The sequence below is a fragment of the Meiothermus sp. genome (assembly GCF_037443965.1).
Classification (GTDB): domain Bacteria; phylum Deinococcota; class Deinococci; order Deinococcales; family Thermaceae; genus Meiothermus.
This window is the reverse complement of record NZ_JBBINI010000003.1, coordinates 108,586-122,773: the sequence shown is the minus strand read 5'-3', so window position 1 is coordinate 122,773 and position 14,188 is coordinate 108,586. Positions and strand designations below refer to the sequence as shown.

The window sequence follows — 14,188 nt, the reverse complement described above, 5'->3', positions numbered from 1 at the left end:
CCTAAACGATACTACCGAAATGCTTTTCTACTCCCTTCGGTCGGCTTGAATCCTTCACCTCTGACTGCGGCGGGCGGTGAAGGATTCAAGCGGAAACGGTATCACGCACTGAGGTGAAAAATACGAACCCTCTCTTTGTGCAATTTCCAAAAAGTGATGGGAGAGACCCTCGGACGCGCTTTTTGCGCGGCAAGTGAGGGGCGCGTTTAGCGTCCCTCACGCGCTGAGGTTAAGTTATACATGCCGCTCGAGCCACTCCTCCACGTCCTGCAGGACCTGGGCTTTGTCCAGGTCGTTGTGGGGTTCGTGGAACCCGCCGGCGTAAACCTTTAGCTCCTTATCGGTAAAAGTCACCTCTTGGAAGAGCCAGCGGGCACCCTCCACTCGGTTGATGGCGTCGGCTTCGCCGTGCAGGATGAGCAGGGGTGTGCGGATGCGTTGGGCCTGGGCCTTGACCGACTGGATGGTGCGCAACACCTCGGTGCCCCAACGGGCGCTGGCTTTTCCATGGACCAGCGGGTCGGCTATGTAGGCCTGCACTACGGCGCTGTCGCGGGAAAGGGCCTTGGTATCGAGGCCCAGCTTGAGGGAGAAGTTGGGAAGGTATTGGGATAATAGCTTGGCGATGGCCACCAGCAAAGGTTTGGCGGTCTCGCCAGGCTCTATCAAAGCACCGCTGACGATGGCCCCACGCAGACCTGCGGGCTGCCCAATTAGATAGTCCAGCACAACTAAGCTCCCCATGCTATGCCCGTAGAGGAAGAGGGGAGCGCCGGGTGCTTGTGACTGGACGAACTGCTGAAACCGCTCGAGGTCGTGGCGATACGCACTCCAACTGGATATGTGACCCCGTTGGCCGGGCGAGCGCCCATGCCCCCGCTGGTCGTAGGCATAGATGGCAAAACCTCGAGGCACCAGGTGCTCGACCACATTGGCATAACGCCCGCTGTGTTCGCCAAATCCGTGCACCACCAGCACCACCGCCCTGGCTGGAGAAGCCGGTCGCCAGCACTGATAGAAGAGCGCCAGCCCATCCGAACCCTGAAAATGGCCTTCTTGGTGTTGCATGGCGTGCATTATAAGCGCCGGACCGACAGGATTCGTACCGGTTCCAGTAACCACTGGCCCTGTACCGGCGGTATGTCCCCACCCGAAGGCCGCGCTTGAATCTGCCGTACCACCTCCATACCCTGCACCACCTGCCCAAAAGCCGCGAAGCCCTGCCCATCGGGGTTGCGCCGGCCCCCAAAATCCAGCTCGGGCTGGTCGCCAATGCAAATAAAGAACTCCGAATGCGCCGAGTTCGGCTCCAAACGGGCCATCGAGACCGTGCCATCCCGGTGCCGCAAACCGGTTTGAGCGGTGGTTTCCTGCGGGATGGGAGGTAGCTTGGCCGGATGCTCGCCCATCCCCAGCCCTCCTTGAATCACCTCGATCTTCACCGGGCTTTGGGCTTGGTTATCGAGGCGAACCGTTCGGTAAAAGGTAGCCCCCTGGTAGCTATTCTCCTCCACGTAGCGCAGAAAGTTGGCTACCGTGATGGGTGCCTGGGCGGCGAAGAGTTCGATTACGATCTCTCCCAGTTCGGTCTGGATGGAGACTTTGGGGTTTGTCTCGTTCATAAGCGTTGGGGTTTCCTTTGTAGCAAAGCCTATCTGCCTCTGCTTGGCGCAAGGTGACGATGCCCACTCAACGGAGTGTAGCGAGGCCTTTCCAGTCTGCCGGACGTTCTCCCAGCCCCAAGCGCCAGGCCACGCCCTGGGCACAGCGCTCGGCTGCCTTTCCGTCGCCGTAGGGGTTGGGCCGGTTGCGCATGGCCTCGAGGGCAGTGTCATCTGATAACAGGGCATCAATGGTACCGAAAACCTGCTCGGGGTCGGTTCCGGCCAGCTTCAGAGCCCCTACTGCCAGTCCCTCGGGCCGCTCGGTGACGTTGCGCAACACCACCACCGGCACCCCCAGGGTGGCCCCGCTCTCCTGCACCCCCCCTGAGTCGGTCACCAGCAGGGTGCTGCGTTTCATCAGCCCTGCCATGGCCCCAAAATCCAGCGGCTCCAACAGCTCGAAGTTGGGCAGGCCGTCCAGCTCGGGATAGACGGCTTCGCGCACGGCGGGGTTTAGATGCACCGGATATACAAAGTGGCAGTTGGGGTGGGCCCGGGCAGCCCGTGCCAGGGCCGCTGCCAGCTCGCGCATGAAGGGCAGGTTTTCGCGGCGGTGCATGGTTACCCCCACGATGCGCTTACCCTCGGGGAGAGGAGGAGGCGTACCGCGCGTGCTGGCGTACAGCACGGCGTCTACCTCGGTCTGGCCGGTGACGATGATATTTTGCTCGGGCTTACCCTCGCGCAGCAGGTTTTCCTTGGAGGTGTGGGTAGGGGGCAGATCCAGGTCGGTGAGCACGTCGGTCAGGCGGCGGTTGGCTTCCTCGGGAAAGGGCTCGAGCATATTAAAGCTTCGCAACCCGGCTTCCACGTGGGCCACTGGAATTTGCTCGAAAAAAGCCGCCAGCGTTACGGCAAAAGTAGTGAGGGTATCCCCGTGCACCACCACGTAATCGGCTTGTAATTCCTTGAGTTTATCCGCAGCGGCGGGCACGATGCGGCCCATCAGCGCCGGCAGGGTCTGGCGGTCGGTCATTACCTGGAGGTCGGTGTCGGGCTCAATGCCAAACACCCGCAAGGCGTCTTCCAACTGGGTGCGGTGTTGCCCGGTGGAGAGCACCGTGGTTCGGATGCCCGGTTGGCGGCGCATGGCGAAAATAACCGGGGCCATCTTAATGGCCTCGGGCCGGGTTCCAAAGGCAAGTACGACGTGCTTGCTCATAGGCCTCCCCAGCGGTTTTGTAGTCGAGCAAAGGTATGCATCGCGAGCTATAGTTTACACACCCTCCGGGCTAGCGATGGGAAGAGCAGATTTCCAGGCCTTGGCGTACATAGCGGCTCAACTCGCCTAAGACCCTACGTAAAAGACGCTGGTGTTTTCAGTAACCGTTCTACGAACAAGCGATTTGAGTACCCAAATCCGATAACTCAGAACTTGCAGTTGTGCGAAACCGCACAAACAACGCAACATCAGGCATAAAAAACCCGTCATTCCGAGGCGTAATTGGCCGAGGAATCTGTTGGGGTGCGGCCAAGAACATCACTGGTGTCCTTGCCGTATCAGATTCCCCCTTCGTCGGAGTGACCGTTGTTGGGTGAGTGGGAGCTCGAGGATTCCCGCACGGGATTCTTAGGTGCAAGTTTTGAGATAACGCAGTAATTGTGAAAACCGCTGCTGGTGACACAACAGACTCACCTTGACGCAGCCTTCTTCTTAGCAGGCTTTCGAGAAGGCTTCGCAAGGACGTTGTCCAGGTTTGCAAAGGCCCTGGTCAGAAACTTTTCTGGTGGGTCTTTCTCCTGATAGCTCCATTCCACCATCGCCACGTCCAGTGCGGCTACACAGATCCAGGCTGTCAGCCGGGGCAGACCCTGGGGCGAGGCCAGCCCCATCCGCTGTGCGTAGACCTCGGCCAGTGCGCTTACCCAGTCGTCCATCTGCTTTAGCTGTCGGGCTCTCAGGGCGGGGGTGTCACGCACCAGTTGAACCCGTTCGCGGGCCATTTCTGGGTCGCTCATGAAGACTTTCAGGACAGGCCCGGCGATCTGGCGGAAGGATTCTCTGGGCGGTTCGTCTTTGGGGCGCATGGCAAGAAGCTCAGCCATTACATTGCCCATATCTTCGGCGTTTCTCAGGATTGCGTCTTCCTTGGTATTGAAGACGTGAAAGAAAGTGCGTCTCGAGACCCCGGCCTCGCGGGCGATGTCGTCCACTGTAACATCGTCGTAGTCGCTTTTAAGCAAGAGCTTCAAGGCTGCGTGATGTAAAGCGTCACGTACCACCTGGCGTTTTCGCTCGCGGATCGAGGATTTGATCTGCTTCTTCATTATTGTTTACATTCTTGCAAGCTTTTCTTGTTTTATCTATGCATTTTACTTTTACATTCCCATAACAACTCTATAATATTGCACATAATGTAAAAAATTGCACTTAACGTTGATTTTTGCATTAAGTGCTATTATAATTCTGGACTACACTTCTGCAATTTCGTTAAGGGGTGTTTTATTCAGGCCAGTAAGGGGGAATTTATGGTAACTAAGCATCCGGTTAGGAGAAAGTTAGACGCAGCAAAGCGCTGGCAGCAAAGCCCCACCCGACTTCCGCTGGCCTTGCCTTAGACGTAGGTCATTTCATTTGACTTTGTGTATTCAAGCTAAGTGACCTTCTACGTTGCACCCTAAGGAGAGGTCAAGCCTGCTTATACCAATGTTCGGACACAAGGGGCCATGATATGCGGCCTGTTTCCCGGAGAAACAAAAGATTTGATAGCCCGGAATTGGCGTAACCGGCTTTGAGCTGATGAAAGCAAAATGCCAACTCAACCCATCCAGATCATAGGTTTTTTTCAAGCGCATCTGTCCCGTTGCACACTCACGGAGGTATATAGATGTCTGAGTTTATCAGTGTACTCCTGTTGTTGGTCTGTTTTGGTTACCTGATTGCCATTTTTGACGATCTGATCTTCGATCTGGTCTACATCCTCCGACGACGCCGTTTTCAGCAAGCCAACCTCCCGAGAGAGGAACTCGAGGACGACCAGCCCAAGCGTATTGCGGTGATGGTCGCGGCCTGGCAGGAGGCTGGGGTGGTGGCCGAGATGGTGCGGGCCACGCTTCGCTTGATGCATTATCCGGAAGACCGCCTCGAGTTTTTTATCGGGGTGTATCCCAACGATGAGGCCACCTTGCAAGAGGTACGGGCATTGGCACAACAAAACCCCCATGTCCACTGTGTAGTCAACAGCAAGCGGGGGCCTACCAGCAAAAGCCAGAACCTCAACGAAGTTTTTGCGTTTATTCAAGACCTGGAAAATATTCGCAATCAGGACTTCGACATCATCGCCGTACACGACGCCGAGGATGTGATTCACCCCTATACTTTTCGACTTTACAGCGCCCTTCTAGGGTCCAAAGATATGGTGCAACTGCCGGTGTTTGCCCTGTTCCCCAAACTGCCCTGGTGGCGCTGGCTGAATCGGGCCATTGCCGGAACCTATGCCGACGAGTTTGCCGAGAGCCACCTGCACCACATGCCCGTGCGCGAATCGTTGGGTTTGTTTGTGCCCAGTGCTGGCACGGGTTTTGCTTTACGGCGTGAGGTGGTGAGTTTTTTGGCGGCTGAAGGCCCTATTTTTCGCGAGGGTAGCCTGACTGAAGACTATGAGCTGGCCCTGCGTTTGTGGCAAAAGGGCTTTCGGGTGCATTTCCACGTCCAGCGGCTCCCGCGCATAGATGATCGCGGGCGGGTGCGCACCGAAATTGTGGCGGTAAAGGAGTATTTTCCCTCCAATATGCAGGCGGCTATAAAGCAAAAAGCCCGCTGGATCTACGGTATTACGCTGCAAAGCCCCAGGCTGATCAACCGCAGGCAGCTCACCTGGAAAGACCGCCTGGTGCTCTGGCGTGACCAGAAGGGGAAATACACCAATCTGGTGCATATTGTGGGTTATCCACTGGCCCTGTACTCGCTTTTGAGCTACGCCTTCCGCTGGCCCCACGCCGATGAGCGGCTGATACTCGTGCTGAGCGGGGTCATCCTGACCATTACCCTCGAGCGGCTCTTGATGCGCTTTGCTGCAATCAACGCCATCTATGGAACCCGCGAAGCAGTAAGCGCTACCTTTGTGCTGCCGTTGTTCCCCCTGCGGTGGCTTGTAGCCAACATCATTAATGCCCTAGCGGCGTTGCGGGCTTGGCGGCTGTACTTCTGGCCTGCTCGAGGGGTCAAAAAAGGCACTACTCCGAAATGGGATAAGACCGAACGCAAGAGCTATGTGCCTGGGGAGGTGCTGGAACCCGTGCGCCGCCGGTTGGGGGATGTACTGCTGTTTCACGGCGATGTGAGCCCACAGGTGCTGGCTCGAGCCTTGCGAGATAAGCCCCAGGACACACCCTTGGGCGATATTTTGCTGCGCGACCAGATTCTCGATCCTTATCGCTTAAAGCAACGGATTACCGAAACCCAGGAGCGGTTACACAGTGCACAGCATCCACCTGCCTTAGCGACGGACTATCACAACTGATGGTCTTTTACCTCTATCTGCTGGATTGGTCAAAGGAGTGGTTGGTATGTGGAGAATTATGACGCAAGCTTTTACGAATCAATTTGCCAAGACCCTGTTTCTACTGGCAGCCAGCCTGTTGTTTCTGGCGGCCTGTAGTTCCTCTCCGAGCCCTCGAGCCGATGATGGGGGGAGAGTCAATGTCAATGCCCAGGCTGTAACGCCGGTGCTGATCCTCTATCCCGACGGTCCCGGTGTATTTGGTGAATCTGATGGGGTTTCGCTGCAAGGAAAGTCCAAAATTGGGTCGGTGCGGCTCAAGCCCGGTCTGGCCTATGATAAATCTACCCGCTCCAAAAGCAAGGGTAAGGATAAAAGTAATCAAATTGGGGCTCTGGCTATGGGCGACGTTCAAACCCAAGCCTACTCCTATCCCGATGCAGCCCAGATTTACTCCATAATGCTTACCAACCTGTTGGGCCGCTATGCCGATGTGGTGGTAACCCGCAAGGCGGTTTCCACCTACACCGCCGGAGAGGCCAACCAGTACTACCGCACCTTCTACATTGGAAGTACCTACGAAGACCCGGTTCCTACGGCCCTGATCTCCGACATCATGGGAGGTGCCAAAGTCACCTGGCTCAACTACAACATCTGGCGTCTGGATAACGCGGCCATTGGGGCCAGTCTGAGCCAGTTGGGTTTGCGCTATGTGGCCTTGTACCCCGAGTATCAACCCGCCGAGTTTTCAGTAGGGTTCAACAAGATTGACTACCGGGGCTATACCTTCAAGAAATACATCCCTGGCTTGTTGGAAGTTCCCATCGAGATAATGGAAGTGGCCGCCGAGTCTCCCAGCGTGGTGGTGCACGCCTGGGCCAAAAACAGCGCGGGGCGGCAAATTCCCTATGCCTTGCAAAGCGGCAATTTCTGGTACATTGCTGACAATCCCTTCACCTATATTCACGAACAGGATCGCTACCTGATCTTTGCCGACTTAATTGCACCCATGATGGGACGCGATGTCACCTGCACGCCCAGGGCTCTGGCCCGGATGGAAGACCTTAGCCCCAACGACCTAGGTGCCGACCTGAAGCGGATGCTGGACGCCATTAATAGGGTCAAGATTCCGTTTCTAGCCACCGTCATACCCCTATTCGTGGATAACAATACCGTCCCGGTTACCCAGATTAGCTGGACGCAAAACAGCGGGGCGCTCAATCAACTCCGCCGGATTCCTAGCATTCGTGGTCGAATCTTCCAACACGGCTACACCCACCAGTTTGAAAACCTCAAGAACCCTTTCGGAGTCTCTGGGGATGACTGGGAATTCTGGAGGGTTGAACTCGATGCTAACGGCAATCGCATTACCAGCACGCCCATTCCAGGCATGACCGCCACCAGTGCGCTCCAGCGAATTCAGGCCGGGCGCACCATCCTGGTGAACCTGAGTACCAAAAATGCCAACATCACACCAGTAGGCTGGACAACCCCTCACTACGAGGCCGACCCGAGCTACTATGCCACCTTCAACCAGGTCTACAACCGTGTGATGGAGCGGCGCATATACCGCGTGGGTACGGTTGTGGCGGGACAGTTCTTCCCCTATCCAGTGCGGGATGTGAATGGTACCCTAATGCTCCCCGAGACCTTAGGCAGCGTGCAGCCCAACTACCTGTTGCCTATGGTGGAGGAAGCAGCCCGGGCCAACCGGGTGCTGCGTTGCCCCTGGGCGGGCCATTTCTTCCATGCCTATACCATTGACCCCGATTACGATGGCCCCAATGCCTACACGGTAGCCCAATTTGAAGGCTTCTTGCGCTACGTGCGGGATACCCTGGGCTATACCTATGTAGACCCCACTACCGTTACTACTCAGTAAGGGGCTTGTACGGTTCCCACCAGAACCATGCTCAAGAAAGGTCTCTTGGCGGTGCTTTGGGTGCTGGGGGGGTGCAATGTTGGCATCCTCCCGGTGCTGCCGGTAGAGCCTCCGTCTACTCCCAAAACTGGCATTGGCATTCCCTCTACAGGCTCGTATTACCACGGGGTCTATCCGGGGCAGAAAAACCTGGAAGAACACCAAATCACCCCGGCTGCCCTTGATGCGTACGAACAGGCTGTCGGGCGCAAGGTGGCCTGGGTCTATTTCTCCAATGACTGGTTTGCCAGCCGGGCTTTTCCGCGTGCCACTGCCGAATGGATTCGGGCCAGAGGGGCGCTCCCGTTCATCCGCCTGATGTTGCGCAGTAGCAGTGAGACTAACGTGGCCGAGCCCCTCTACAACCTGGCCGCTATCCTGCGCGGCGATTTCGATGCCGATCTCAAAGCCTGGGGGCAGGCTGCCAAAGGCTTTGGTACGCCGGTTTTGGTGGAATGGGGTACCGAGGCCAATGGACAATGGTTTTCCTGGAATGGCAAATGGAACGGGGGCCCCACCCAGGGCCCCCAACGTTTCCGCGATGCCTACCGCCACATTGTACAGACCATCGAATCGGTGGGAGCCGATAATCTGACCTGGGTCTGGCATGTGGATGCCTACGATGACCCCGAGACCGAATGGAACCGCCTGGAAAACTACTACCCCGGCGATGATGTGGTGGATTGGATTGGAGTCTCGGTCTACGGGGCCCAAGAACCTACAGAAAACAACACCCAAACCTTTGCCGATGGCATGAATGCAGTCATGCCACGCTTGGCCGAGCTGGCCCCCAACAAACCGGTGGTCGTGGCGGAGTTTGGGGTAACCTCCGGGAATCCCAGGGTGGACGCAGTGCAGTGGGCAGAGGCAGCGCTCACGGGGCTGCTGGCCAATCGGTGGCCGCAGGTTTGCGGCTTCGCTTGGTGGAATGAAGCTTTCGATCAGACCGAGATGCGGGTTCAGCAGATACCTGGCCTGAAGGAGGTATTTCGACAAAAACTGAGTTCCCCGCAGATCTTGGATCATCCGCTGTGAGGCGTCTCGAGCGGTTTGCAAAGGCTCGGATAGGAGCGCTCTGCGGAAGAGCTCGAGCATCCACTTAGTACGCCCACTTTTCCCTTGCTGCATAGGTACCTTATCTACGCGGCTCAACCGCCTTTTATACATGGGGGTATTCCCAGTGAATTAATGGCCCATTAACGCACCTCTCCGGCCAAGAAAAGCGGAGAGGGGTGTTACTATTTTCAAACCTTACTTCGTAGTCTGTTTGCCGTTGTGGACGGTATAATGAAAAAAGTCCATATTGGCATTTACATCTGGCTGGCGTTATGCGAACGTTACCTCGTTAAGAATGCTGAATTTTCCACAGCATTTTGACAGTGATGGTCTACTATTTTCTCTATATATTCTCACCCTTTCCGTCTGTGTGAGAGCATCAGTGTGTTTAGCAAAATATTTTGTGAGAGGAGGTTATGGCACAACGCAGTGTAAGATGGGCTGCTGCACAAAAAGACGGTTTGCCTATGGATGTCCCATTGATCAGGCGAACCCCTGTTTGGGCACCACTGATCTTGTGGCTCTCGGATGCGCTGGCGCTCGAGCTCTCACTTGTACTTGCACTGGGCATTCGCACGGCACTCTCTCCCTGGTGGCCCCACACAGTGCCCATAAGCGAGTACATCCCCATAGCACTGTTGCTAGCGGTTTTTCCGGTCGGCTATTTTGTGTGGGCTTTGTATCCGGGTTATGGGGTGCCGCCGTTTGAGCGGATGCGCCGTACCCTGCTGATTACCCTCTTGCTATTTACCTGCACGGTGGTGGACCTGACCCTGATTCCGGCCACTCGAGCCTACGTGGCGGTTCTGGTTCTGGCGGGAGGCTTTGCTTTGCTACTGGTTCCCCTGCTCAATGCCCTGACCCGCGAGCTGCTGCTGAGGCTGGGTTACTGGGGGCATCCGGTGGTGATTCTGGGTGCCGGTCTGATTGGGACGATGGTAGCTAGGGCCCTCAAGCGGGATCGCTACCTGGGGATGGTTCCAATTGCCTTCCTGGACGATGATCCGCAAAAACAACACCAGATGATCGAGGGCGTTCCGGTTATCGGAGGCCTCGAGCTGGCCGATCAACTCAGCAAGCTGGGGGTGAAGGAAGCTTTGGTGGCGATCTCGAGCATCGGGCGGGCCAGACTCAAAGATTTGGTCAACCGTCTCCCTTTTTTGCATGTGATTGTGGTGCCCGATCTTGGCGAGCAGACCATTGATTGGTTTATGGTGCGGGACTTGGGGCGAATTCATGGCCTTTCCATTCGCAAAAATCTATTGCTGCCACGTAACCGGGTCATCAAATGGTGGATGGATCGGTTGCTAGGTTGGCCACTGTTCTTCTTCAGTCTTCCGCTGATCTGGTTGTTAGCACTCTGGGTGCGCCTGGTCAGTCCTGGTTCGCCTTTCTTTACACAGACCCGCGAGGGTTTTGGGGGCAAGCCCATCAACATCCTCAAGCTGCGTACCATGTACCCCGATGCAGAACAGCGCCTCGAGCGCCATCTGGCCGAGAACCCCGAGGCCAAAGCCGAATGGGAGCGCTCCTATAAGCTCAAGCGGGATCCGCGCATTCTGCCCGGTGTGGGTTATTTTCTGCGTAAAACCAGCCTGGACGAACTGCCCCAGCTCTTCAACGTGGTGCGCGGGGAGATGAGCCTGGTGGGGCCACGCCCCTTTCCTGCCTACCACCTCGAGCGTTTTTCGCAGGAGTTCCGCGAGTTGCGCCACAGCGTGCTGCCTGGAATTACCGGCTTCTGGCAGGTGCTGGCCCGCTCCGACAGCGATCTAAAGCTGCAAGAAGAACTCGATACCTACTACATCCGCAACTGGTCGCCATGGCTGGATATTTATCTGTTGTTTCGCACCGTACTGGCGGTGCTGGGTTCGAAGGGGGCTTATTGAATGGAGGTCAAGAATTTGAAGATCGAACGAACCAATGTGCTCGGGGTGGGCATCAGTGCCATCAACCTGCCGATGGCGCTCGAGTTCCTGGATGACCGGATCAAGCGCAGAGAACCTACCTATGTGTGCATTACGGGGGTACACGGGGTGATGGAAAGCCAGACCGACCCCGAGCTGCGCCGAATTCACAACCAGGCCGGCCTGGTCACCCCCGATGGTATGCCGATGGTCTGGATGAGCCGCCTGGCCGGCCACAAACACGTGGACCGGGCCTACGGCCCCGACCTGATGCTGGCCGTGTGCGAGGCTTCCCTACAGAAAGGCTACCGGCACTTCTTCTACGGGGGTAACGAGGGGGTGCCAGAGTTACTGCGGGACAAACTCCAGCAGAGGTTCCCCGGCTTACAGGTCGTAGGCACCTATTCGCCTCCCTTCCGCCCCCTCACCCCCGAAGAGGATGCCGCCATTGTGGCCCAGATCAATGCAGCCCAGCCCGATATTGTGTGGGTAGGTCTCAGCACCCCCAAGCAAGAGCGCTGGATGGCGGCCCATCTGGGCAAAGTGCAGGCTCCGGTGATGGTTGGGGTGGGTGCTGCTTTTGACTTCCACGCCGGTCTCAAGCGACAGGCCCCACGCTGGATGCAGCGCATTGGAATGGAGTGGTTTTTTCGCATGGTATCCGAGCCCAAGCGGCTGGCACGGCGCTACCTGCACAACAACCCCAGGTTCGTGATCGCAGTGCTGATGCAATTGCTGGGCCTGCGTCGTTACAAGTTAGATATCTGAAGGAGGAAAAGCATGAAAACAGCTCTCGTTTGTGGTGCGGGTGGATTTATCGGCGGGCATTTGGTCAAGAAGCTCAAAGCCCAGGGTTATTGGGTGCGTGGGGTTGATCTCAAGCGTCACGAGTATGTGGAAAGTCCCGCTGACGAGTTCGTGGTGGGCGATCTGCGCGACCCCCGCCTGGTGGCGGAGGTGATTGACCGCAAATTCGATGAGGTCTACCAATTGGCGGCCGATATGGGGGGTGCGGGGTTTGTCTTTACCGGCGAGAATGACGCCGCCATTATGCACAACTCGGCCCTGATTAACCTGAACGTGCTCGAGGAGCTGCGCCACAAGGGGGTAGGGAAGGTCTTCTACTCTTCGTCTGCTTGCATGTACCCCGAGTACAACCAGCTCGACCCCTCCAAGCCCGTTACGGCCGAAGACTCGGCCTACCCGGCCATGCCCGATAGTGAGTACGGCTGGGAGAAGCTTTTCAGTGAACGCCTCTATTTTGCCTACCACCGCAACTACGGTATGGACGTGCGGGTGGCTCGCTTCCACAATATTTTTGGCCCTGAGGGCACCTGGGAGGGGGGTCGTGAGAAAGCGCCTGCGGCCATGTGCCGTAAAGTGGCCGAGACCCCGGAGGGCGGTGTGATCGAGGTGTGGGGTCCCGGCACTCAGACCCGCTCTTTCCTTTACATAGACGAGTGTTTGGAGGCCGTGGAGCGTTTCATGAAAAGCGACTATATTGGCCCCCTCAACATCGGCTCTGAGGAGATGATCAGCATCAACGATCTGGCTCGCATGACCATCGAAATTTCCGGTAAAAACCTCAGCATTCGCAACGTACCGGGCCCTGTCGGTGTGCAGGGGCGCAACTCCGATAATACCCGCATCCGCGAGAAGCTGGGCTGGGCTCCCCACCGCCCCTTGCGGGAGGGGATGGAGCGCACCTATGCCTGGGTAGCTGAGCAAGTGGCCAAGAAGCAGAAAGCCAAAGAGGCTGTGGCGCAGTCAAATTGATTCAACTGGCCCTGGCTGGAGGGTTTTTCCCTGTCACTTTCGCAAAGCCTGTGACCTCCCACCCAGTCGGGCGGATCGTTTGTAATCTGCTCTAACCCAATCTTTACCGCCATCCTTCAGGCTACAAGGGTGCGTTGGATGATCTGGATTGTCACCAGTATTTTTCTGATTTCCCTGGTCTCGGCTCAGCGATTGCGCTTTATCCCCACCCAGCCCTATGTGCCCGAGACCGGGGTATGCAACCCCGCCCCGGCCCCGCGCAGCCCCAGCGAGCAGGCCAAATGGGAGGAATGGCCCGGTTACCGCGAACGCATCGCAAGGCTGGCCCCCCATCTTTTGGGTGAGTCGGACCAGACCCTGCTGATGCCGGTGCAGGGGGTTCGGGTGCGGCAGGTCTGGGATAGCTTCGGGGCCTTGCGTCCTGGAGGCCGCCGCCACGAGGGGCAGGATATTTTTGCAAGGCGGGGTACGCCGGTTTACTCGGCTACCGAGGGCTTTGTGGTGCGCATGGCCTATGGGCCGGTGGGGGGGTTGCAAGTTTTCGTGCTGGGCGCAGGGGAAAGGCGCTACTATTACGCCCACCTCCAGCGCTTTGCACCCGGCCTAAAGGAGGGCGACTGGGTGACCCCACAGACTATGCTGGGCTATGTAGGCAACACCGGCATTGCCCGCGGTACGCCCCCCCATCTGCACTTTGGCATCTATGAAGGGGGCCGCGAGACCTGTGATTACCGCGCGCTGGATCCGCTGCCCCTGTTGCGCGACCGCAACTGGCAAACCCTTGTCAACCGCTAGGGATTTGGAATTGGGACTACCGTGAAAAACCCCGCATACCTATTGGTTCTGCTGCTGATCTTAAGCGCTTGTGCCTGGCCCCGTGCTACCCAGCCCAGTTCCGAAGCTCCAGACCTTAGCCCCGGTTCAGGCTGGACGACCTGGGACGATTTTGGGCGTCTACTTTCCCAACCTCCTAATGCCCAGCTCCTGATGCCGGTGCAGGGGGTTCGGGTAGGCCAGATTGCCGACACTTTTCTCGCCCCCCGCCCTGGGGGACGGCTGCACGAAGGCCAGGACATTTTCGCGTCCAGAGGAACGCCGGTCTACTCGGCTACCGAGGGTTTGGTAATTCGCATGGGGTATGGGCAGTTGGGTGGGCTGTACGTGATGGTGCTGGGGCCGGGTGGGCGGCGCTACTATTACGCGCACCTGGATCGTCACGCGGAAGGCTTGCAAGAGGGTGACCTGGTTACCACCCAAACCTTGCTGGGCTATGTGGGCAATACTGGCAACGCCCGCACCACGCCCCCCCACCTGCACTTTGGGGTGTATGGCAGTTGGTGGGGTTCGGACGAGCGGGTAATTAATCCCTTGCCCTTGCTGGTAGGCCGCAACTGGCAGACCCTCGAGGCGCTCGAGTAGCAG

At 57.4% G+C, this 14,188-nt stretch carries 12 protein-coding genes; 8 read left to right on the top strand and 4 right to left on the bottom strand.

Features of this window, described 5'->3' with window-relative positions; translation table 11 throughout:
- Nucleotides 1-234: 234 nt before the first annotated feature.
- From WKI89_RS02945 to WKI89_RS02930, 4 genes are all read right to left on the bottom strand, one after another.
- Nucleotides 235-1,068, bottom strand: a complete 834-nt coding sequence (locus WKI89_RS02945; protein WP_337867733.1) for a lysophospholipase — start codon at nucleotides 1,066-1,068, stop codon at nucleotides 235-237.
- Between the two features lie 8 nt (nucleotides 1,069-1,076).
- Nucleotides 1,077-1,622: a peptidylprolyl isomerase gene (locus WKI89_RS02940; RefSeq protein ID WP_337867732.1), complete on the bottom strand. Its 546-nt coding sequence runs from the start codon at nucleotides 1,620-1,622 to the stop codon at nucleotides 1,077-1,079.
- A gap of 67 nt (nucleotides 1,623-1,689) precedes the next feature.
- Entirely contained in the window at nucleotides 1,690-2,826 is a 1,137-nt protein-coding gene (gene wecB / locus WKI89_RS02935; RefSeq protein WP_337867731.1) for a UDP-N-acetylglucosamine 2-epimerase (non-hydrolyzing), read from the bottom strand.
- Between the two features lie 470 nt (nucleotides 2,827-3,296).
- On the bottom strand, nucleotides 3,297-3,932 hold the full coding sequence (locus tag WKI89_RS02930) for a TetR family transcriptional regulator (RefSeq protein ID WP_337867730.1): 636 nt from the start codon (nucleotides 3,930-3,932) through the stop codon (nucleotides 3,297-3,299).
- A 560-nt stretch (nucleotides 3,933-4,492) separates the two neighbouring features.
- On the opposite strand from WKI89_RS02930, the gene WKI89_RS02925 reads away from it, so the two are divergent.
- The 8 genes from WKI89_RS02925 to WKI89_RS02890 all read left to right on the top strand — a co-directional run bounded on the left by WKI89_RS02925 (nucleotide 4,493) and on the right by WKI89_RS02890 (nucleotide 14,185).
- A complete protein-coding gene (locus WKI89_RS02925) occupies nucleotides 4,493-6,127 on the top strand; it encodes a glycosyl transferase family protein (RefSeq protein WP_337867729.1) in 1,635 nt (544 codons plus the stop codon).
- Nucleotides 6,128-6,185: 58 nt separating this feature from the next.
- Nucleotides 6,186-7,988 (top strand): polysaccharide deacetylase family protein, encoded by a 1,803-nt coding sequence (locus WKI89_RS02920; protein WP_337867728.1) that lies wholly within the window; start codon nucleotides 6,186-6,188, stop codon nucleotides 7,986-7,988.
- A gap of 27 nt (nucleotides 7,989-8,015) precedes the next feature.
- Nucleotides 8,016-9,062, top strand: a complete 1,047-nt coding sequence (locus WKI89_RS02915; protein ID WP_337867727.1) for a glycosyl hydrolase — start codon at nucleotides 8,016-8,018, stop codon at nucleotides 9,060-9,062.
- Nucleotides 9,063-9,562: 500 nt separating this feature from the next.
- On the top strand, nucleotides 9,563-10,972 hold the full coding sequence (locus WKI89_RS02910) for an exopolysaccharide biosynthesis polyprenyl glycosylphosphotransferase (RefSeq protein ID WP_337867726.1): 1,410 nt from the start codon (nucleotides 9,563-9,565) through the stop codon (nucleotides 10,970-10,972).
- 15 nt (nucleotides 10,973-10,987) lie between these two features.
- Nucleotides 10,988-11,758: a WecB/TagA/CpsF family glycosyltransferase gene (locus WKI89_RS02905; RefSeq protein ID WP_337867725.1), complete on the top strand. Its 771-nt coding sequence runs from the start codon at nucleotides 10,988-10,990 to the stop codon at nucleotides 11,756-11,758.
- A gap of 12 nt (nucleotides 11,759-11,770) precedes the next feature.
- Entirely contained in the window at nucleotides 11,771-12,766 is a 996-nt protein-coding gene (locus WKI89_RS02900; protein ID WP_337867724.1) for an NAD-dependent epimerase/dehydratase family protein, read from the top strand.
- A 138-nt stretch (nucleotides 12,767-12,904) separates the two neighbouring features.
- Nucleotides 12,905-13,561, top strand: a complete 657-nt coding sequence (locus WKI89_RS02895) for a M23 family metallopeptidase (RefSeq protein WP_337867723.1) — start codon at nucleotides 12,905-12,907, stop codon at nucleotides 13,559-13,561.
- Nucleotides 13,562-13,582: 21 nt separating this feature from the next.
- A complete protein-coding gene (locus WKI89_RS02890; RefSeq protein WP_337867722.1) occupies nucleotides 13,583-14,185 on the top strand; it encodes a M23 family metallopeptidase in 603 nt (200 codons plus the stop codon).
- Nucleotides 14,186-14,188 lie beyond the last annotated feature (3 nt).